At 45.9% G+C, this 20,931-nt stretch carries 16 protein-coding genes; 12 read left to right on the top strand and 4 right to left on the bottom strand.

The window, feature by feature from the left end:
• The first annotated feature begins 19 nt into the window (after positions 1–19).
• The 6 genes from H9J30_RS03440 to H9J30_RS03415 all read left to right on the top strand — a co-directional run bounded on the left by H9J30_RS03440 (position 20) and on the right by H9J30_RS03415 (position 8,661).
• A complete protein-coding gene (locus tag H9J30_RS03440) occupies positions 20–1,843 on the top strand; it encodes an assimilatory sulfite reductase (NADPH) flavoprotein subunit (RefSeq protein ID WP_240129677.1) in 1,824 nt (607 codons plus the stop codon).
• A gap of 77 nt (positions 1,844–1,920) precedes the next feature.
• Positions 1,921–3,618: an assimilatory sulfite reductase (NADPH) hemoprotein subunit gene (gene cysI / locus H9J30_RS03435; protein ID WP_240129676.1), complete on the top strand. Its 1,698-nt coding sequence runs from the start codon at positions 1,921–1,923 to the stop codon at positions 3,616–3,618.
• A complete protein-coding gene (locus tag H9J30_RS03430) occupies positions 3,611–4,408 on the top strand; it encodes a phosphoadenylyl-sulfate reductase (protein WP_240129675.1) in 798 nt (265 codons plus the stop codon). The genes cysI and H9J30_RS03430 overlap by 8 nt, the downstream gene beginning before the upstream one ends.
• Positions 4,409–5,080: 672 nt before the next feature.
• Complete coding sequence (gene mtgA / locus H9J30_RS03425) at positions 5,081–5,857, top strand: monofunctional biosynthetic peptidoglycan transglycosylase (RefSeq protein ID WP_140906480.1); 777 nt, start codon at positions 5,081–5,083, stop codon at positions 5,855–5,857.
• A 93-nt stretch (positions 5,858–5,950) separates the two neighbouring features.
• Positions 5,951–6,667 (top strand): 2OG-Fe(II) oxygenase family protein, encoded by a 717-nt coding sequence (locus tag H9J30_RS03420; RefSeq protein WP_240129674.1) that lies wholly within the window; start codon positions 5,951–5,953, stop codon positions 6,665–6,667.
• Between the two features lie 257 nt (positions 6,668–6,924).
• Complete coding sequence (locus H9J30_RS03415; protein ID WP_240129673.1) at positions 6,925–8,661, top strand: hypothetical protein; 1,737 nt, start codon at positions 6,925–6,927, stop codon at positions 8,659–8,661.
• Positions 8,662–8,709: 48 nt separating this feature from the next.
• Here the strand turns inward: H9J30_RS03415 and H9J30_RS03410 are convergent, their stop codons facing one another.
• Complete coding sequence (locus H9J30_RS03410) at positions 8,710–10,257, bottom strand: S41 family peptidase (protein ID WP_240129672.1); 1,548 nt, start codon at positions 10,255–10,257, stop codon at positions 8,710–8,712.
• 174 nt (positions 10,258–10,431) lie between these two features.
• A complete protein-coding gene (locus H9J30_RS03405) occupies positions 10,432–11,316 on the bottom strand; it encodes a phospholipase A (RefSeq protein WP_240129671.1) in 885 nt (294 codons plus the stop codon).
• Positions 11,317–11,935: 619 nt separating this feature from the next.
• Between H9J30_RS03405 and cobA the strand changes: the two genes are divergently transcribed.
• From cobA to cysC, 5 genes are all read left to right on the top strand, one after another.
• A complete protein-coding gene (cobA, locus tag H9J30_RS03400; protein ID WP_240129670.1) occupies positions 11,936–12,766 on the top strand; it encodes a uroporphyrinogen-III C-methyltransferase in 831 nt (276 codons plus the stop codon).
• A gap of 80 nt (positions 12,767–12,846) precedes the next feature.
• Complete coding sequence (gene cysD / locus H9J30_RS03395; protein WP_240129669.1) at positions 12,847–13,755, top strand: sulfate adenylyltransferase subunit CysD; 909 nt, start codon at positions 12,847–12,849, stop codon at positions 13,753–13,755.
• 136 nt (positions 13,756–13,891) lie between these two features.
• A complete protein-coding gene (cysN, locus tag H9J30_RS03390; protein WP_240130066.1) occupies positions 13,892–15,334 on the top strand; it encodes a sulfate adenylyltransferase subunit CysN in 1,443 nt (480 codons plus the stop codon).
• A gap of 3 nt (positions 15,335–15,337) precedes the next feature.
• Positions 15,338–17,062 carry an SLC13 family permease gene (locus tag H9J30_RS03385; protein ID WP_240129668.1) on the top strand — a complete coding sequence of 575 codons (1,725 nt, stop codon included), beginning with the start codon at positions 15,338–15,340 and terminating at the stop codon, positions 17,060–17,062.
• 44 nt (positions 17,063–17,106) lie between these two features.
• Entirely contained in the window at positions 17,107–17,724 is a 618-nt protein-coding gene (gene cysC / locus H9J30_RS03380) for an adenylyl-sulfate kinase (protein ID WP_240129667.1), read from the top strand.
• A 20-nt stretch (positions 17,725–17,744) separates the two neighbouring features.
• Here the strand turns inward: cysC and H9J30_RS03375 are convergent, their stop codons facing one another.
• Both H9J30_RS03375 and H9J30_RS03370 read right to left on the bottom strand, forming a co-directional pair.
• Entirely contained in the window at positions 17,745–18,584 is an 840-nt protein-coding gene (locus H9J30_RS03375) for a TIGR03899 family protein (RefSeq protein ID WP_240129666.1), read from the bottom strand.
• 144 nt (positions 18,585–18,728) lie between these two features.
• Positions 18,729–19,934 (bottom strand): MFS transporter, encoded by a 1,206-nt coding sequence (locus H9J30_RS03370; RefSeq protein WP_240129665.1) that lies wholly within the window; start codon positions 19,932–19,934, stop codon positions 18,729–18,731.
• A gap of 440 nt (positions 19,935–20,374) precedes the next feature.
• Here H9J30_RS03370 and hemG point away from each other — a divergent pair, with 440 nt between their 5' ends.
• Positions 20,375–20,896 carry a menaquinone-dependent protoporphyrinogen IX dehydrogenase gene (gene hemG / locus H9J30_RS03365; RefSeq protein WP_011073509.1) on the top strand — a complete coding sequence of 174 codons (522 nt, stop codon included), beginning with the start codon at positions 20,375–20,377 and terminating at the stop codon, positions 20,894–20,896.
• The last annotated feature ends 35 nt before the right edge of the window (positions 20,897–20,931 follow it).

Raw genomic sequence — 20,931 nt, 5'->3', positions numbered from 1 at the left:
ACTGTCATAGGGCCGTTTCATGTTGTTAAAAGAACTTTCATCACTGGCTTCACCCCTGTCGCAATCACAGGTCGATAAGCTGAAACAACTCACCGCTGAATTAAATTCCGTGCAACTTGCTTGGGTGAGCGGCTATTTAGCTGCAACGGCCAATGCGAGTGGGAGCGCTATCCAAGTCGCCGCATCCGTGACCGAGGCCCAAGCAGCGCAAACGGTGACCATTCTCTATGGCAGTCAAACGGGTAATGGCCGCGGTATCGCCAAAGCCTTAGCCGAAAAGGCCAAAACCCAAGGTTATAGCGTCAATTTAGCCTCCATGGGTGAATACAATGTGCGCCAGCTTAAGCAAGAAACCTTATTGTTGCTGGTGGTGAGTACCCATGGTGAAGGTGAAGCGCCGGATGATGCGATTGAATTACATAAGTTTTTAGCATCAAAGCGTGCGCCTCAATTAAACAACTTACATTATTCAGTGTTGGCACTGGGCGATTCGAGTTATGAGTTTTTCTGCCAAACTGGTAAAGACTTTGATGCACGGCTTTCAGCATTAGGCGCTAAAGCGTTATTGCCGTTGGTTGAATGTGATGTGGACTATGAGGCTGCGGCCGGACAGTGGCACGCTGATGTTCTAACAGCGGTTAAGCCACTGATCCAAACAACGGCTAATGCGGTGGCGCTGAATGAAATTAATTCAAGTTCGGCGCAAGTTGCCAGCGAGAGCGAATTTACTAAGCAAAACCCTTACAGTGCCGAAGTGTTGGTGAGCCAAAAGATCACGGGGCGTGATTCAGACAGAGATGTGCGCCATGTTGAAATTGATTTAGGTGAGTCAGGCTTACGCTATGAGGTCGGTGATGCTCTGGGTGTGTGGTTCAGCAATAGCGAAATCTTAGTCGAGGAGATTTTAGCGGGCCTAGGGTTAGCGGCCGATGCAAAAGTGACTGTAGGTAGTGAGTCAATCAGCCTAAAGCAAGCCTTAATCGACAAGAAAGAGCTGACGCAGTTATATCCTGGTTTAGTCAAAGCTTGGGCCGAGTTGTCCGCAGATCCCGAGCTGCTTGCTATTAGCGAAGATAAAGAGCAGGTTCGTCAGTTTATCTTACATCATCAGTTTGCTGATTTAGTGGCTAACTACAAGCTGACGACAGACGCAAATCTGGATGCGAGTAAGTTAGTTGAGCTATTGCGCCCGTTAACGCCAAGGCTCTACTCAATTGCCTCGAGCCAGACTGAAGTCGATACCGAAGTGCATCTCACCGTGGCCTTGGTGGAAGATGAGCATCAAGGGCAAACGCGTTTTGGCGGTGCTTCTCACTTCTTAGCCTCGGCGCAGGAAGGCGCTGAAGTAAAAGTGTATGTGGAGCCTAACAAGCACTTCCGTTTACCCGAAGATCCACAAACACCGGTCATCATGATTGGCCCTGGCACCGGGGTTGCGCCGTTTCGCGCCTTTATGCAGGAGCGCGTGGCACAAGGCGCGAAGGGCGATAGTTGGTTATTCTTCGGCAACCCGCATTTTGAGCAGGACTTCCTGTATCAAACCGAGTGGCAACAGTATCTGAAAAACGGCGATTTGACCCGTATCGATGTGGCATTTTCGCGGGATCAGGCCCATAAGATTTACGTGCAGCACCGTATTAAAGAGCAGGGGCAAACCCTGTGGCAATGGCTACAAAATGGCGCACATCTCTATATCTGCGGTGATGCCGAGCGTATGGCTAAAGACGTGCACCAAGCATTATTAGCGGTTGCTGTGGAGTTTGGCGGATTGTCGACAGAGGCGGCCGAAGACTACTTCGAGACCTTACGCAGTGATAAACGTTATCAAAAAGACGTGTACTAATTAGTCAATCCCAAAGATTAGAGAGAGCAGTATCCACTGAGATACTGCCGCCAACCGAATTTTAAGAGGCAGTTGCCATGAGTGAGCAAAAGTTAGCATTAAACGAATACTTAAAGACCGACAGTGATTATCTGCGTGGCACCATTAAAGAGGGATTAGATTCCTCGGTGACGGGCAGTTTTAGCGATGGCGATCAGCAATTGATCAAATTCCACGGTTTCTATCAGCAGGATGACCGCGATTTACGTAACGAGCGTAAAGAGCAAAAACTCGAGCCTTTATATAGCTTTATGCTACGTGCCCGCGTGCCAGGCGGGGTATGTACGCCTAAGCAATGGTTAGGCGTGGATGAAATTGCCTCGACGCTCACCAGCTCTAACAGTATTCGTTTAACGACGCGTCAGACATTCCAATACCACGGTATTCCAAAGCGTAACCTCAAGACCATTATTCAAGGCTTGGACCGTGAGGCGCTCGATTCGATCGCTGCCTGTGGTGACGTTAACCGTAACGTGATGTGTAACCCCAATCCGGTGGAATCTAAGCTGCATGCACAGGCCTATGAGGTCGCCAAAAAGCTGTCGGATCACCTGCTGCCGCACACTCGCGCCTACGCCGAGATTTGGTTAGACGAAGAGAAATTACTGACCACAGAAGATGAAACGGTAGAACCGGTATACGGCAAAACCTACTTACCACGTAAGTTTAAAATGGCCGTTGCCGTACCGCCGGATAACGATGTTGATGTATACACTAACGATTTAGGCTTTATTGCCGTGGCTGAAAATGGCGAATTAGTCGGTTTTAACCTGACCGCCGGTGGCGGCATGGGCTCCACCCACGGAGAGGTAGAAACCTTCCCACGCTTAGCCGATGACTTTGGTTTTATTAAAACCGAAGATGTGATGAAGTTTGCCGAAGCTGTGATGACAGTGCAGCGTGACTGGGGTAATCGTACCAACCGTAAGCGTTCACGCCTGAAATACACCATCGTCGACCATGGCTATGAAAAGTTTAAAGCCGAAGTGGAGGCCCGTGCCGGCGTTAAATTTGAGCCTAAGCGCGATGTCGTGATTGGCGATCGAGGCGATCGTTACGGCTGGGTCGAAGGTGTGGATGGTAAATGGCATTTAACCCTGTTTATCGAAAGCGGCCGTATTAAAGATATGCCTGGCAAAAGTTTACAAACTGGTATGCGTGAAATCGCTAAGATCCACAAGGGTGATTTCCGTATGACCTCAAACCAGAATATGATTATCGCGGGTGTGGCGCCTGAGGATAAAGCGACCATCGAAGGGCTTGCCCGTAAACACGGTTTACTCGGCCAAGTGCTGACTCAAACCCGCGGTCATTCGATTGCCTGTGTGGCCTTACCAACTTGTCCATTGGCTATGGCGGAAGCTGAGCGTTATTTCCCAGAGTTTATCGACCATATTGATGCGCTGCAGGCAAAGAATGGCATTAGCGATCAAGCCATTGTGGTGCGTATGACAGGCTGTCCAAATGGTTGTGCCCGCCCATTTGCCGCCGAAATCGGTCTTGTGGGTAAGGCGCCGGGTCGCTATAACCTGTATCTCGGGGCGAATTTTGAAGGCACTCGCCTGAATAAGATGTACAGAGAGAATATCCAAGAGGCTGAAATTCTTGCTGAATTGGATGGATTATTTGCCCGCTACGCGATTGAGCGAAATGCAGGCGAAACCTTTGGTAACTTCACCGTCCGTGTGGGCGTGGTGAAGGCGGTTATTGATGCCGCTAAGGATTTTCATGGTTGATCGTAACGCTGAACAGACTGGTTCTAGTATCTCGAACGCGTTGCAGAGCGTGGTAAGTAGTAGCGAACTGAAGGCACTACTAACTGCGCCTAAGAGCGATCAGCAAGCGGAACTGGAGCGCATTAATCGTTTCTTAGCTGGCTTGACGGCTCAAGAGCGAGTGCTTTGGGGCTTAGCCTATTTGCCCGGTAATCACGCGCTGTCATCCAGTTTTGGGATCCAGGCGGCGGTGATGCTGCATATGGTGAGTCAGGTGCAATCGGATATTCCGGTGATCTTAACGGATACTGGCTATTTATTTCCCGAAACGTATCAGTTTATTGACCAGTTGACCGAGCGTTTATCCTTAAATCTTAAGGTCTACCAAGCTTTGATGACGGCGGCATGGCAGGAGGCGCGTTTTGGCCAATTGTGGGAACAAGGGGTTGAGGGTCTTGAACGTTATAATCGCCTGAATAAGGTGGAGCCAATGCAGCGCGCCTTGGCCGAGCTTGAAGTCGGAACTTGGTTCGCAGGATTACGTCGCAGCCAGTCGAGTACTCGTGAAGAATTGCCGATATTGGCTATCCATGGCACCCGCTACAAGCTGCTGCCGATTATCGAATGGTCGAACAAAGATGTGCATCTTTATCTGACGCAATTTGACTTGCCTTATCATCCTTTATGGGAGCAAGGTTATGTTTCTGTTGGGGATACCCATTCGAGTAAACCCTTAGAATTAGGGATGACTGAGGAAGAAACGCGCTTTAATGGCTTGAAACGCGAATGCGGCTTACACTTCGAAATATAGCTATCTAATTGATTAAATAAGTAAATGCCACAGCTTTGACTGTGGCATTTTTTATTTTACGCCCAGACCATTCATTTTGCTTAATTTTGAAGCGATTTAGCTATTAATATTTTTGAGTGTCATTCTGGCGTCATTAAAATCAGATAAATTTGATTATCAGATGGTTAGCGATTGTGACTTTGTGATAGCTAAAAAATTGTACATTTTTACTCACAGGGTTATGCACATTAGGATGTTCTGAGCTATATTTCAAAGTTCCCGTAGATGGTTTTGAGGATGTTTACTGCGCAGATACAGATTAGTCGGTATTTTGCCAAGTTAAGTTGTTGAATATCGTTATTTATGGGCTTAGTTTGCTGTGTAACGATATAACGAGACCCAAAACAGTAGATATTCCAAAAGACCTTGCTCGCAGCCGCGAGTATCCAGCAGTTTGATTGACTTGCTAGCGCTTGTTAATCAGTCATTTTCACCTCGGTCAGCTGTAGTCAAAGCTGCCGAGGTTGAGCAAAATTTGTGACATCATTAATTTATCTCCCTAAATCAATTCAGCTCGGTTTTTTGCGGTTTATGACTTACTATCATCGACTTACACTTTGCTATTCTACTGTAAGCAAAAAATCTCTTAGACTAACAGTCAGTTTGGATGGCTTGATTGATGAGGATAATTAAATGACCGCCCCTTTGTATGCCATGCGCGATCATGTCAATCGTCCCCAAGTTAATCTTCCTGCTCCAAAGCCTAAGATGCGTGGTGTAAAGCGTGTATTCACTTGGTTAGCCAAATTGGTTTTGGGTTTATTTTTTGCCTCTATTTTAAGTGTTGTATTACTTCGTTTTATTGATCCTCCGATGTGGAGTTGGCGAATGGAGCGGGCGATATTTCCGCCAGCGCCGATTACTGAAGTGAGGCATCAGTGGCGCTCGCTTGAGCAAATCTCCCCTGAGCTGCAATTAGCCGTAATTGCCGCAGAAGATCAAAAGTTTGCTGGTCACAGTGGTTTTGATTTAGACGCGATTAGTTCGGCAATCGAATACAATCAGAAAGGTAAAAAGGTTCGTGGAGCCAGTACCTTAAGCCAGCAAGCCGCAAAAAACCTCTTTATGTGGTCGAGCCGTAGTTTTATCCGTAAGGGAATCGAGGCTTGGTTTACCCTGTTAATGGAATTGATTTGGGACAAGGCGCGCATTCTCGAGGTGTATCTCAACATCGTGGAATTTGGCCCAGGGATATATGGCGCAGAAGCAGCATCTAAACATTATTTTGGTAAGAGTGCCGCCAAACTCACCCGTTATGAAGCCTCATTACTTGCAGCTGTTTTACCGAATCCTTGGCGTTATAAAGTCTCGCCCCCTTCACCTTATGTTGAGCAGCGCTCCGCTTGGATCCGCAAGCAAATGCGCCAGTTAGGTGAGGTGACGCTCAAAAAAGTCAACGAGGCACAATGAACTGGCGATTGTGATTTTGTTGTTAAATTGTAATTATGGTCTTTCTAATTAGTGGGATGAGCTTAAGTGCTTGGATGAACCAAGGAATAAACGATGTTTCAGTTTAATTTTGAGCGAGATATGGCTTCACTGCGTGAAGAATATGCTAAAGATGCAAAAATCAATATTCAACACGTCTGGCAGAATAAAACCGCAGCTGTCATTGCTAAAGCACTTGCTACTGAAGTCAGTTTTGATAATGCAATGTTTGTTGAAAATAAACCAATGAGGATCTCGGACCAACAAATACGTCAATTACCCGTTGAAGCTCAGAAAGATTTACAACAAAAAATATTACAAAATGCTGCCAATGGAATTGGTTTTTTATATGGAAGTCATCTCGTGGGGGGCTTAGATGGAAAGCCGTCACCGGAATTACTCACATCGCTACATCGTTTTATTAACAGCCCTGACATGTTTAAATTTATTCAATCCATTACAGGTATTGAAGACATTTGCTATGCCTCGCTGCAGGCGAGTCGTTATATTCAGGGGAATTTCTTAACAAGACATAATGATGTTGTGGAAAGTGAGGGTCGTAAAGTTGCATTTGTTTTTGGCTTTACGCCAGAATGGCATCCTGATTGGGGTGGTCTGCTGCAGTTTTATACTCCTAAAGGCGTGCTGACTGATACCTGGGTGCCCACATTTAATAATTTGGCATTATTCGATGTTCACCATCCTCACTCTGTTTCATTTGTCGCGCCGTTTGCAAAACGCCCACGCTTTTCCGTAACAGGATGGTTTCGAACAATTGCGCCGAGTAAATAGGAAGCTTCTGACACATGTCGCGATTAGCGCCAAAGAGGTTTTAATGGTAGATTATCGCGGATTTTTGCAAATTAATGAGTTCTTATTCGCTATTAGTGATTTCTTAGCTTATCCGTTCTCAAGATTAGTTGTAATAAGCTTTTGATTTTGCAATGTTGATGTAATAAGGAATGACAATAGGTCAGTATTTAAATGCCGAAGGTAAGTGCTTTCGGTATTATTTTTGTCACTTTGACGGTAATTAAATGGAGTTTTAAATGAAAAAGATAGTTATTGCTGCGGCAATTATTGCAGCGGGGGCGGGTGCTTATTGGTACACTCAACACGGAAGTAGCTCGAGTGCTTCAGCCAATCCTTTGCTAGATTATATTCCAGCCGATACCCCTGTGTTTACTGGCCAGTTAAAGCCGTTCCCACTGAAAAACTACATACAATCCATTTCTGGCAATTACCAGCAATACTCAACTGATTCCTTAGCTCAGTTAGGCGATTTAGATAGCCCAATGGCTAAGTTTTTTGTGAGTATTTACAAGCAATATATGGATGGAATGAAAGATCCTACCGCATTGCTTAAGACTTTCGGTTTACCGAATGAGATCAAGCCTTATTTCTATACATTAGGTGTAGTACCTGTATTTAAAACAGATATTAGTCAAATTGATGCATTTTGGGCCGTATTGGATAAAGCCGAGCAAGAAAGTGGTTATACCCACGAAAAGCGTACTTTAGCAGGGATTGACTACCGTGCTTATTCGTTTGCCGAAGAAGGCTCTACTGATAAAGCTGACCTTTTATTTGCCCATAAAGATGGCATTTTAACGGTCACATTCTCGGCTTCCTCTATCGAGCCTGAAGTATTGGAAATGGCTTTAGGATTGAAAAAACCAACCCAATCTTTAGCCGCTTCTGGCATGTTGCAAGAGATCATTAAAACCCATGGTTTTATGGAGGATAGCATCAGCTTTATCAACCACGTTGAGATTGTTAAAGCGATAACCTCTCCAGATGGCAATATGTTAGCTAAACAGCTCACTAAGTTCATGGCAGAAGAAGGCCAAGGCGAAGATCCGTTAGCGGAAATCCGCACCCCTGAATGTAAAACTGAGCTAACCGCGATTGCAGCTAACTGGCCGCGCACAGTGGCTGGCTTAACTGCATTTACATCGACCGAAAAAGAAAGCCATATGGCGGCCTCTTTTGTGGTTGAAAGCAAAAATCAGGCAATCTTAACCGCATTGCAAAAAATGCGCGGCTACATTCCAACCCACTTAGCCGATATTAACAGCACTATCTTCTCGATGGGGCTGGGGATTGATGTTAACGAAGTTGCGCCTTCACTGACGGCGATTTGGGACGATCTGCAAAAGCCGCAGTTAACCTGTGCACCTCTGGCCGAGCTACAGGCTGAATTAAGCCAACAGAGCCCTGCGATGTTAGGTATGTTTACTGGCATGGCTAACGGCGTTAAAGGTGTGAGTCTGTCATTGCTCGATTATAAGATGAGCACACAGGATCAAGAGCCAAAGCTTGAAAGCTTAGATGCTTTAGTGAGTTTAAGCGCTGATAATCCTTCAATGTTATTGAATATGGTCAAACCGTTTGCGCCAATGCTGGCTGAGTTGCAAGTAGCGGATAATGGCGAGCCTACTGATTTATCGCCACTATTAATGTTGCCGCCAGAACTCAATATCAAACCAATGTTGGCGATTAAGGGACAACATTTAGTGGTTTACGCGGGGGAGAAAGGTTTAGCGTTAGCCAATAAACTGGCGAGTGAAAAACCATCGGCAAATGGTCTTTACAGCATGTCAGCGGACTACGGTAAGATGTTTACCCCAGTATTGACCTTGTTAGAAATGACTGGCGAACCCGTCCCTGAAGAGCTGCAAGCGTTGAAAGACTATAACATGCGCGTGCAAATGAGCTTTGATGTAAACAAACAAGGCTTAGTTTTGGGTTCGGTGATGAATTCAAAGGCAAGCGATAAAAAGTAAGCTTTTACATCCAACGCATTTTAAAGCCAGCAAATTGCTGGCTTTTTGCTAATGAGATTGGGCTAGTTTGGTTTGTGGATTAATAGATGGATCTAAGGCTTTGGGTGGGGCGGTTTTCACTAAGCTTACCAGTCCTTGCCATTCGAGATCATTGTTTTGCGGTAGCCATATATCAGGCTCAGTGCCTTTTCCTGAAAGCAGTTCGCCAGTGGCATCATAGGTCAGTGAGCTGCTAAAACGAACCTCTAAGTCACTATTGGGTAAAGTGAATTGGTATTGTCTGGCAAAATCCCCTGAGGTTTTTTCGCCGATAAGATTCACTCTGGACCACGCTTTAGCCCGGTAGGCTATCCACTCGCATTCTTGCTTACATAAGGGGCTGACAAGTAACGCAAGGCGGTTATTGCCCTCGGCGATGACTTCGGATTTGGTACGTACAAACCAAGGGCTAAATCGGTTCTCATCGATAGTTGGCAGTCGCTGTGTTAAGGCGTTAAGTCGGGGCGAGCTGAGTTCGAGTACATCTAGTGGCTTAAAATTCAATGGTTTTAAATAATCATTCCTAAGCTCAGGTGAGCGTCGATAATGGGCAAATCCCATGATTTTTTCGACTGTCGAGTGAGATGGCGAGCCTCGCTGTGGCATGTCCTGATAACGCGAAAGCATGGTCAGTAATTTAGGACTAAATCCCTTTGCTTGCCTAAGATCGACAATCAGTAACGGCTGCTCCATACCTTTACGTAAGGCTTCCTGCTGCATTTTATCGAGTTCAAAAACATGGAGATCATTTATTTTGAGTCGAGCCGTTGTTGGGTTTATCTGTTCCAATAAATAGTCTGGTTTTGTGGGCGCTGTAGGGGCCAATTCATCGAGTTGAGTTAGCAGGTTTTCGAGGCTGAGTTCTGTTTCGTCCTCAAGGGGTTGAACTATGGTTTTCGATGCTTGTGATAGGGCGATAGTGACTTGTGTTGTCTGTAAATTATCATTTATTAAACTGATAAGTACGTAAGGTTTGATATTTAAGCCTAAATCTTCCCGCAATAGATTGAGTCGCTTAAGCCAAATAAGCTGCATTTCTTGGCTATTTTTCGCGGGCTCAGAGAGATAAGCTTGGCTGGCAGAAATCCATTTACTTAAAGGAATGCCATCGATATGGGTAACAAAGGGATACTCCGAGCTAATGGGATTATTTTTACTATCTAAGGCAAGCCATTGCTCGTTAACGGGTCTGAGGCTGAAGGGGAGCTCCCCACTGCTATTATCTACTTTAGCGACCTGAGTCCCAGGATCTTTTAGGGTATTGAGCAGTTTTGTCAGTTCAGCAGCGAATCGTTCTTTAGGAACAAGATCTTGATATTGCTCTGTCATCAGCCCAGCAAGTCTTTTTAGTTGTCTGTCATTGAGTTGTGGATCCAATGCATAAAATGCGGAGTGTTGCTCTATTTGGCTGAGCAGGATATAGAGATCTTGCCGAATATCCTTTGTCGTTAACGTGGGTTGTTCTTTTTCAGGAATAGCGAAAAACGCGAGCTTGATAAGGCTCGCGCAAATAATGATGCTAAGCAATGTGACTACAGTACGATAGCTAAAACTCATATTCCTCCATGACGACCTTTACGGCTAAAAGGTGTGCGACTATCGATGTAAATGCCGCTGTTGGCAATAAAATTCATCATTAAGTCCCTTTTACTTGCTCGCAGTTGAGCAATTTACCCGCAGTTTTGCCGCGTCAGCATAGAATTATGGCTGTTTTTTGTGCTGTGTCACGTCCTAGAGAATATCGTTAAGTGAAACCCCAATTCCAATTCGCTGATTATGGTGATTGTAGTCGATAAGGCTTTCACCATATCCATTAAAGTATTGAGTATAAAGGCGTAAATTACCCATGATCGGGTAGCTCCAAGTGAGTTCCGCTGAGCCGCGGTCAATATCGTTAAAGTTAGTTTTGACGGTGAGAGTAAATCTATGAGCATCAATCCCATATACCCCGATAAATTCGGCATTGCCAATATAGTCATCAATATTAGGATTATCGTCGCCACGGGCTTGGTGGATGTCTGTTTTTTCATCCTCAGGAATGCGCCACCACACCTTAGTTGAAAACGCCAGTGGGCCAGCATCAAAGATCATCGTGCCATAGATGCGGTTCCAACTACGGGATAATAAACCCGCTTTCCCATTGGATTGATGAACTGCACCTAATCCCCAAAACGAGTTTGTCACACTGCCAATTTTCCAATCATTATTGAATAGCATAAAGATTTCGGGTTCGTGATTGGTTTCACGAAAGGGTGAAGATATTTCCTTATTGTATACCTGCCAATAGGATTGATTGGTATAGGCAAAAAATAGGTGGCCATTATCGCCGAAGATATTGTACCAAATAGGAAACTTAAAACTTATCTGAAACTTAGCTTCCATTTCATCGATTTCATAATTACTTCCCGCAGCCTCTCCTGCATAGGGGGCCATATTGGGGTCGGGGTTATAGGTGACGGGTAACATGTAATTCACTTTATGTGGCGTAATCACAAATGGGCGCTCGGAAGTCGCCAGTTCATCCTTAACACGATCTTTGATTAAAGATTCCTCTGCTGCTAACCCCGTACAAGTTAGCAGTCCGATTAATGCAATACCTTGATAAAATGGGGACATCGACTCTCCTTGATCTGTCTGTTTGCTCTACGCTTTGTATTTTTTGTATCCAGCTTAACATTCGTTTATGAATTTATGCAGAAGAAATCCCCCAATCGCTCTCGATAAAGACGGTGATTGCATGCTGATCACTAGGGCGTGTTGACGTTTCGAGATGAGATTTTGTTCGTTCTGGCAAGCTTGTGCTCGCGAAACGAGGAATGATGTGTCGTTATTTTACTCAAATGACGAGCGGCTCTTATGACAGAAAGTAAGAGCAAGGGCTTGCCAGAAACCCTCCTGGCCGCATTTGGCTGTAAAAATAACCCTTAAGCGTCAACACCCCTTAGCTGATGACCCGTTTCAGTAGAATTTTTAGCAATAACTTAGTGCTGTTATGTGAGCTGATGGATGTTTGGATTGTCGGGTTATTTTCCCTTTTTTTATATTTTATTTAAATTTCAATATCTTAAATGATTTTTACATTTGTGGTTTTTCTATCGTCCTCAATAATGATTCAGCAGTAGGTTGTAATCCTTCTTGTTATTTCTTTTTGATATAATAATTAATGATTTTATATTTATTATGGAATATAACAGGCGCTATATTGCTACGCATTGAACTCATATCGGGGAATGTGATGGAAATTTTATCGTTACCGGGCCAAAGTGCGAAGGGTAAAGTCTGGCTAGTTGGCGCGGGCCCCGGAGATGTTGAGCTATTAACTCTCAAGGCATGGCGTATCCTAAAGTCTGCCGATGCGGTGTTGTATGATGCACTCGTCAGCCAAGATATCCTCGATCTAATCCCCAAGGATGCTGAAAAAATTGCCGTCGGTAAGCGTGCTGGCAAGCATAGCGCGGCGCAAGATGAGATAAATCAGTTATTGGTCACTAAAGCCTATACCCGTAAAAGTGTCGTGCGCTTAAAGGGCGGTGATCCCTTTATTTTTGGTCGCGGCGGTGAAGAGCTGCAAACCTTAGTTGAGGCGGGCGTCGAATTTGAAGTGGTACCCGGCATCACTGCGGCGAGTGGCACAGCAGCCTATACAGGCATTCCATTAACCCATCGGGATTATGCCCAAGGAGTGACGTTTATTACTGGCCATTGTCAGTTAGAAAGCCGTCCACTGGATTGGCAGGGTTATGCTAATCCAAACAATACGTTGGTCGTATATATGGGAATTTTGAACGCGGGTGTGATCCGAGCTGGATTAATCAACGCAGGTCGTAGCCCACAAACACCAGTGGCAATTATCTCGAAGGCGACGACTCAGGCGCAGCAACGTTTTATTGGACAATTAGATTCACTCGAACAGCTCGCCGCTGATCCGCAGTTGCAGATGCCCGCCTTAATGATTATTGGCGAAGTGGTGGGGTTGTCTGAAACCTTAAATTGGTTTCAACCTAAGGCCGAAGGCTCGCAGTCGCTTGAAGCGTTAAACGCTCCCAAGATTGCTGCAAAAATTTAGTTAAATTAGATAGTGTTACATAAATAGTTAAGCTAACCCCGCTGCCTATCGCAGCACATATTAGGTAAACGGAGAAGAGTATGGCCGGGCGTGAATTAAGCCACTTACAACAATTGGAAGCCGAAAGCATTCAGATCATTCGCGAAGTCGCAGCCGAATTCGACAATCCAGTCATGTTGTATTCCATCGGAAAAGATTCTTCGGTGATGCTGCACTTAGCGCGTAAAGCCTTTTATCCCGGCAAGATCCCATTCCCCTTGCTGCATGTCGATACCGGCTGGAAATTTAAAGAGATGATCGCATTTCGTGATGCGCAGGCCAAAAAATTCGGCTTTGAATTATTAACTCATACTAACCCAGAGGGCGTTGCCCAAGGGATTAACCCCTTTGATCACGGCAGTGCAAAACACACTGACATCATGAAAACTCAAGGCTTAAAGCAAGCATTAAACCAATATGGTTTCGACGCCGCTTTTGGTGGCGCCCGCCGTGATGAAGAAAAATCCCGCGCTAAGGAACGGGTATATTCGTTCCGTGATCGTCACCATAGATGGGACCCTAAAAATCAACGCCCAGAATTATGGCGTACCTATAACGGCGCGGTGAATAAGGGTGAAAGTATTCGTGTCTTCCCATTATCGAATTGGACCGAACTCGATATTTGGCAATATATCTATCAAGAAAACATTGAATTAGTGCCCCTGTATTTTGCAGCTGAGCGCCCTGTGGTTGAACGTGGTGGCCAGTTAATTATGGCTGACGACGAGCGCATGAAGCTCGAGGAAGGCGAAGCGATTAAGTATGAGGTGGTGCGTTTTAGAACCTTAGGCTGTTATCCATTGACTGCTGCCATGCATTCCCAGGCTGATAATCTCGAAAAAATCATCGAAGAAATGCTGTTAACCCGTTCGAGTGAACGTCAAGGTCGGTTAATTGACTCAGATCAGAGTGCGTCGATGGAGCAAAAGAAACGCCAAGGTTATTTCTAAACCTCGGTATTTCTAAAGCTAAGTTGAGAGACAGATTAAATCGATTTCGTGATAGTCCATATTAAGGCTTTTAGATTAAACAATGAATAATCAGCCAGCTTCACGAACAGTTGAGCAAGATAAGAGTGAGATTAAGATGGATAAAGCAGTCAGTAAAACCAATCGCATGGCGGCTGAAATCAGCCAGCACGGGGTTAAGGAATATCTAGCCCAGCAGCAACATAAAGGTTTGCTGCGCTTTTTAACCTGCGGCAGCGTAGACGATGGTAAAAGCACCTTGATTGGCCGTTTATTGCATGACAGCGCGCAGATCTATGAAGATCAATTGGCCAGCTTAAAAAATGATAGTGCTAAGATGGGCACAACGGGCGAAGCAATAGACTTAGCGTTGCTGGTGGATGGTCTGCAAGCTGAGCGCGAGCAGGGCATTACTATCGATGTAGCTTATCGTTATTTTTCAAGCGATAAACGTAAGTTTATCATCGCCGACACCCCAGGCCATGAGCAATACACTCGCAATATGGCGACTGGCGCCTCAACCTGTGACTTAGCGGTGATTTTAGTGGATGCGCGTTACGGTGTACAAACGCAAACCAAACGTCATGCTTTTATTGCTTCATTACTGGGGATCCGTCACTTTGTTGTGGCGATCAACAAAATGGACTTACTTGGGTTTGATGAACAGGTATTCAACCGTATCCGTAATGATTTTAGTGAATTCGTTAAGGACTTTGGTGAGCTAGATAGTCATTTTGTTCCCTTATCTGCGCTAAATGGCGACAACGTGGTCGAGCCAAGTTTACATACCCCTTGGTATCAGGGCGGTACGCTACTGGAATTGTTAGAAACCATTGATACCCAACGTGAACTCAGCGCCTTACCGGCTCGATTCCCAGTACAATACGTGTCGCGTCCAAATCTCGATTTTCGTGGTTTTGCCGGTACTTTAGCCTCTGGTGTCATCAAGGTGGGTGATGAAGTGGTAGCGCTGCCTTCGGGTAAACGCAGCAAGGTTGAGCGTATCGTGACCTTCGATGGCGATTTGGCCGAGGCAACGGCGGGGCAAGCCGTCACTCTCACCTTAGAAGATGAAATCGATATTTCCCGTGGTGATTTACTGGCTCTGCCAGAAAGTGCGCCACAGGTTGCCAACCAAATCGTGGCTGACCTCGTGTGGATGGATGAAAAACCACTACAACTCGGCCAGTTATATGACATCAAGGTTGCGGGTAAAAAGACTCAAGCCTCAGTCTCGACCATAGAATATGTGGTTGATGTGAACACACTTGCGCGCAGCAGCGCCGACACACTAGGGCTCAATGCAATCGCTCGCGTGACCTTAGAGCTGACCGAAGATATCGTCTTCGATGCCTATTCTCTGGTACGTGATACTGGCGGCATGATCCTGATTGACCGTTTATCCAATGCCACTGTGGCGGCGGTGATGGTTGTGTCAGGTCAACATGTGAGCAAGCAAGTGTCTTCACAATTTAGTGCCTTTGAAATTGAGTTTAATGCGCTCGTACGTAAACACTTCCCGCACTGGCAAGCGATTGATATTTCAAAGCTTGGAGCCTAATGGATGAGTGACTTGTGGCTATTGGCGATAGTGTTGTTTGGGTTATTGGCTGGCTTAATCGCTGGCCGCATAAACCCTGCGGTGTTGTTTTTATTTGCTTTTTTACTTTGTTACCTCTTAGGGATGGTAACGCTCGACACTGCTCTCACTAGCTTTACCAATACCGGGTTAGTCACATTAGTGTTATTGGTACTCGCGGCGACGGCACTAGAAAAGACCTCATTGCTGGGGAAGTTAAGCCAAGTGATTGGCAATAATTCCCTCGCGGTGACGATGGCAAAACTGGGGTTTTCTACGGCGCTGCTGTCATCTTTTACTAATAACACTGCAGTTGTGGCATCTTTGATTGGGGTTGTGCGCCGTAATCAGGCCCATGCGCCCGCTAAGTTATTACTGCCACTTAATTATGCGACGATTCTTGGGGGAACGCTCACACTGATTGGTACCTCCACTAACCTTATCGTTAATTCGTTTGTGGATAATGCTGGCCTACCTGCGCTCGGTTTCTTTGAATTTACCCCAGTCGCAGCGCTGATTGTGCTGTTAGGCATTGCCCTGCTGATTATGCTGGCTAATACCTTACCCGATAGACGAGATGAAACGACAGAAGAAGCACTGCCCTACTTGCTTGAGGCCCATGTGGCTAAAGGCTCGTCTTTAGTCGGTCGCAGTGTGGTGGACAACAAGCTCAGAGCCCTAAAAAAGCTGTATTTAGTCGAGCTTGAGCGCAGCGGTATTTGTATTTGTCCGGTTCCTCCACAGTTAGTATTGCAAGCGGACGATGTATTGAGGTTCAGTGGCGCGGTGGAGTCTGTGGAGCTTTTACACCAATTTGATGGACTTGATTGGTTTGGTAAGCATCAGGCCAAGGGCCAAAATCTAGTCGAAGCGGTATTGGCACCTTCGTCGAGCTTAGTGGGCAGCACCTTAAAAGAGTCCCGCTTTCGCGAGCAGTTTGATGCGGCGGTGATGGCGATTCGTCGTGGCCATCATCCGTTAAAGGGTGGTTTGGGCGATATCGTATTACAGCCGGGCGATGTGTTACTGCTGACGCCTGGAGATGGTTTTAGTGCAAACCCTAAGATGAGTACTGAATTCGCCGCGGTGAGTGGGCTTGATTTAAATGTGCGTTTAGATAGCCGTCGAAGCCGTATTGTGCTGGCTGGCTTTGTGTTGACCATCGGTTTGAGTTTGGCTGGCATCCTACCGTTAGCGAAGGGGCTGGTGCTGTTACTGCTGAGTTATTTTGCGATTGGTGCGGTGACGCTGTCAGAGCTTAAGCGCCGTTTTCCGCTTGAGTTGGTGGTGATTGTGGGCAGTGCCTTAGGGCTGGCTAATCTGATGATGAGCACAGGGCTTGCTGATGGTTTAGCGCAAGGACTTCTCGGCGCAATCAATGGTTATGGGGTGTTTGGGGCGTTTGTGGGGGTTTATTTAGTCACATTATTGCTCACGGAACTGGTCACCAATAATGCCGCAGCAGCTTTGGCTTTTCCTATCGCCTATGCGGTCGCACTGAATTATGGTGCTGATACTCGGCCCTTTATTATGGCGGTAGTGTTTGGTGCGAGTGCTAGCTTTATTTCACCCTATGGTTATCAAACCAATTTGATGGTGTTCAATGCGGGGAACTATCGTTTTAGTGATTTTGTGCGTTTGGGGCTACCGTTATCTCTGCTGTATTCGTTGATTGTGATTTTTATGGTGCCGATCATCTTTCCGTTTTAACTATGCCTTTAATCGCCTGTTTATTAAAGGTTTGAGGAGTGTTTATGAGCAATATAGTGTGGCATCAACATAGTGTCGACCAAGCAGCCAGAGCCAAACTCAAAGGGCAGAATCCGGTATTGCTTTGGTTTACCGGGCTTTCTGGCGCAGGTAAGTCGACCCTAGCAGGTGCGCTTGAGCGTGCATTATTTGAAGCGGGCTTTCACACCTATCTGCTCGATGGCGATAATGTGCGCCACGGTCTATGTAAAGATTTGGGCTTTAGCGTGGCCGACAGGGATGAAAACCTGCGCCGCGTTGGCGAGGTGGCAAAGCTTATGGTCGATGCAGGCTTAGTGGTGTTATCAGCCTTTATATCCCCCACCCGTGAGGAGCGCGATAGCATACGGGCAAGATTCCCCGCTGGACAATTTATTGAAGTGCATGTATCGACGCCACTTAGCGTGTGTGAACTGCGCGATCCCAAGGGATTGTACGTTAAAGCTCGCAAGGGCGAAATCGCGCATTTTACAGGGATTTCATCTCCCTATGAGGCTCCTCTCTCGGCTGAGTTAACTATTGATACCAGCAAAGGGGATTTATCTTCCCAAGTCAGTGCATTGATTGATTATTTAACGGCGATAGGGGTTATCAATTCCAGTCGGTTAACCGCTTCGGCTTAGTCGTTAGCTTCTTCGCATTATTACTCAATCTTGAAATCCTTGGAAAACAAGGCTTGGAGCGCCTTGAGGTACTCTTGGTCCTGTTTTGGCAAAACGAGTTGCGCCAGCTCATCGCCAATCGGGGTTAATCGATAGTAACTAAACAGTAAGTTACCGCTCTTAGGTGTGAGCTTCATTTGGATGCCGGGCATAGTGAGTTGGATGGGGGTTTTACTATTGAGTAAACCCGTTTCAAACTCACTGCTGTGGAGGATCCCCGCATCAACTAGGGTGAGAATACTGGAGTAGGGAAGACCAAACTGAGAGAGACCTAAGGTGATGTTGGTATGTTTGCGAAAATATTGACCAAGTCCACCCGTGAGCCGATAGCCGCTAATGAGTTTTAAGCGCTGCTCATTATTCACTTTTGCTGCCATGCCTAGGGCTTTTTCAAGGATTTGCGCTTCTCTGTGGGTTAATTGCTTAAGTAGCGCTAAGGTGCGCAGGCTAAAGTTACCCGGGTTGATGATTTCGCTGGAGAGAATGCGTGCCCATAAGTCCTGCATTCTTCGATTATGGATTTGTTCCGCCATCAGAAAAAATTGATGGCTCCAGTCGGGATCGAGATCCACCCCTGTCATATCGGAAGAGGTATAACTCAAGGCGAGGGCGAATATGGTTTCTACATTCGCCTGATACTGGCTGGCGAGTTTGCGCTCCCGATGCTGGGCGCGTTCAGCAATGGAGGCGTTTGCTGGACGATATTCTTCTTCACTGGCTAGCCCGAGTTGACGTCCGAGCAAAAGTGCCTTTTTACGTGCAGAGACTTCGGCTGCGGGAGGTGCTTCATCCGCGAGCATTAAAATATCTGAATCTTTCATGCCTTAACCCTATATTGCTTGTATGCCTATTTACATTGCGTAGCGCTTTCAGAAGAAGGCTCGCTCTGCGAAACGTGTCCAGCTTAGTCGATTATGATCTTTAAGTCTCTGCACTCGCTTGCTTTTTACTCCGCATTAGCCCGTTCAACTGTCGAGACTGGGTTTCTCAATCGATTTTGCTGACCATGCCCATTGGGTTTCGTTACCGAGTGAAGGATGGCGCGGTACATTGAGGGCTAACATCAAAGAGCATAAGGCAAATCCAGCACCAATATAGAAGACTAGCGCCGGGTCGCTCAGCCACATTAAACCTAAGAGAACAGGAATGAACACCGCTGCAATGTGGTTAATGGTGAAGCTCACCGACATAGTGGCGGCAATATCTTTACTGTCGGCAATCTTTTGAAAATAGGTCTTCATGGCAATTGCCATCGCAAATAGTAGGTGGTCAATCACATAGAGGGCGGCGGCCATATGGGCTTGTTCAACGAGGGCATAACTCACAAATACAAAAAACAGCCCAATATATTCCACTATGAGCGCATTACGCTCGCCAATACGGCTAATAAAGCGGCCAATTGCTGGGGCGAAAAGCAGATTAACCACATAGTTGATAAGGAACAAGGCGGTGATTTCACTAACGCTATAGCCGAATTTCTCGACCATGATAAAGCCTGCAAACACCATAAAAATTTGCCGGCGGGCGCCGGAGAAGAAGGTCAGTAAGTAATATAACCAGTAGCGTTTACGCAGGATCACCTTTTTATGTTGCACTTCATGGGTATCAAACTGTGGGTAATACAGGCTCATACTGATCACCATCAGCAAACCTAATGCGCCAATAATCAAATACATATGCCAGTAGTCTAGCTTTAGCCAAGTCATCACTAGCCAAATACTGCCGTAACCTACTAAGGCTGCCGCCGAGCGCCACGCCAGTGCTTTACCCATAAAGCTTGCCGTGTCTTGTTTATCGACCCACTGCAGCGTGAGAGACTGGTTTATGGTTTCAAAATAATGGAACCCAACTGACATCAGAATTGTGGTCAGATATAACCCCAACACCTGCGGGAAAAAGCCGGTAATGGCGACGCCGATACACAATAGTGCTAATGACAGCAGCGCAAAAGCTTGTTCGCGCACTAACAGCAATACAAAAATGGCGCTAAAGGCTAAGAAGCCGGGGATTTCCCGCAGGCTTTGCAGCATACCGATTTCGGCGCCAGTAAATTGCGCTTTTTCAATCACGAAGTTATTCAGCAAGGCTTGCCACACGGCGAAGACGAGGGACATCACAAAAGTCATCCACAGCAGTAATGCTTTGGGACTTGAGGGGGGCGTTGATTTCATGGGTAGGGTACTCAGGCGATAACTGAACAAATGCTAATGCTTTTGCCTTGTATTAGCTACCCGAAAGCGTTGGACCGAATTTTTGATTTTGTAACATTTTGATCACCACACTGTGGATTTTTATTTTTGTGAGCAAGCTAAAATTACCGTGTATCCAGCGTTTATTTGGCGCTAAGCCCGTGATCTATTTCATGTAAATTGATGACTAAATCACCTAGTATGCGATATCGTAATAGGCAGTTTGCTTTTTGCGTGATAAACCTTAATGCCGTTATCTGAGTTGTTCCTAATACAGGCGCATTGTGTATATCGTCGTTATCTTCTGTATTGCGAGGGATTAAGTCCCGCATTTAACGGTATGTTGAGGTCAACATAAAGCCGCCGTCTTGTCTTTTTTCTGGCCGCTTTTTCTTATTTTTATTGAGATAATCGAGGCTTAAGTGAAAAAAATTCTGATCATCTTTTCTAGTGTTCATGGCCACACTCGTAAAATCACCAATCAGTTAGCGCAGCAACTCAAAGAGTTGGGTAATTCGGTGGTGATTGCGGATATTAAGGCTGTCCCTGCGATGGAGTCTTTCGATAAGATCATTATTGGCGCGAGTATTCGTCACGGAAAACATAATCCTGCGTTGTACGAATTTATCCAAAAGCATCAACAGATCCTCACGCAAAAGGTCAGTGGCTTTTTCTCCGTCAGTTTAGTGGCTCGTAAACCCGAGAAAAATACTCCAGAAACCAACCCGTACATGCAAGCATTTTTAAGCAAAACGACTTGGCGCCCTAAGTTGCTACAAGTGTTTGGCGGTAATCTGAATTACCAAGGTTATAATGCTTTCGATAGAAATATTATTCGTTTTATCATGTGGTTAACTAAGGGGCCAACGGATCCTGTCACCAATGTTGAATACACAGACTGGCAAAAAGTGCAAGAGTTTGGTTTACAAATCCATCAAGCCTAAGCGGGCGGATGAGGCTAATGCCGATTATCGAGGGT

The organism is Shewanella cutis (genome assembly GCF_022410515.1).
In the GTDB taxonomy this organism is placed as follows: domain Bacteria; phylum Pseudomonadota; class Gammaproteobacteria; order Enterobacterales; family Shewanellaceae; genus Shewanella; species Shewanella cutis.
This window is presented reverse-complemented; position numbering and strand designations above follow the sequence as displayed.

What these genes read in the sequence shown, in the direction of transcription:
- H9J30_RS03410 (WP_240129672.1), bottom strand. Translation starts at nt 10,257, where the DNA reads ATGAGTTTTAGCTATCGTACTGTAGTCACATTGCTTAGCATCATTATT.
- H9J30_RS03415 (WP_240129673.1), top strand. Translation starts at nt 6,925, where the DNA reads ATGAAAAAGATAGTTATTGCTGCGGCAATTATTGCAGCGGGGGCGGGT.
- H9J30_RS03370 (WP_240129665.1), bottom strand. Translation starts at nt 19,934, where the DNA reads ATGAAATCAACGCCCCCCTCAAGTCCCAAAGCATTACTGCTGTGGATG.
- H9J30_RS03420 (WP_240129674.1), top strand. Translation starts at nt 5,951, where the DNA reads ATGTTTCAGTTTAATTTTGAGCGAGATATGGCTTCACTGCGTGAAGAA.
- cysD (WP_240129669.1), top strand. Translation starts at nt 12,847, where the DNA reads ATGGCCGGGCGTGAATTAAGCCACTTACAACAATTGGAAGCCGAAAGC.
- cobA (WP_240129670.1), top strand. Translation starts at nt 11,936, where the DNA reads ATGGAAATTTTATCGTTACCGGGCCAAAGTGCGAAGGGTAAAGTCTGG.
- cysN (WP_240130066.1), top strand. Translation starts at nt 13,892, where the DNA reads ATGGATAAAGCAGTCAGTAAAACCAATCGCATGGCGGCTGAAATCAGC.
- mtgA (WP_140906480.1), top strand. Translation starts at nt 5,081, where the DNA reads ATGACCGCCCCTTTGTATGCCATGCGCGATCATGTCAATCGTCCCCAA.
- H9J30_RS03405 (WP_240129671.1), bottom strand. Translation starts at nt 11,316, where the DNA reads ATGTCCCCATTTTATCAAGGTATTGCATTAATCGGACTGCTAACTTGT.
- H9J30_RS03375 (WP_240129666.1), bottom strand. Translation starts at nt 18,584, where the DNA reads ATGAAAGATTCAGATATTTTAATGCTCGCGGATGAAGCACCTCCCGCA.
- cysC (WP_240129667.1), top strand. Translation starts at nt 17,107, where the DNA reads ATGAGCAATATAGTGTGGCATCAACATAGTGTCGACCAAGCAGCCAGA.
- H9J30_RS03385 (WP_240129668.1), top strand. Translation starts at nt 15,338, where the DNA reads ATGAGTGACTTGTGGCTATTGGCGATAGTGTTGTTTGGGTTATTGGCT.
- H9J30_RS03440 (WP_240129677.1), top strand. Translation starts at nt 20, where the DNA reads ATGTTGTTAAAAGAACTTTCATCACTGGCTTCACCCCTGTCGCAATCA.
- H9J30_RS03430 (WP_240129675.1), top strand. Translation starts at nt 3,611, where the DNA reads ATGGTTGATCGTAACGCTGAACAGACTGGTTCTAGTATCTCGAACGCG.
- cysI (WP_240129676.1), top strand. Translation starts at nt 1,921, where the DNA reads ATGAGTGAGCAAAAGTTAGCATTAAACGAATACTTAAAGACCGACAGT.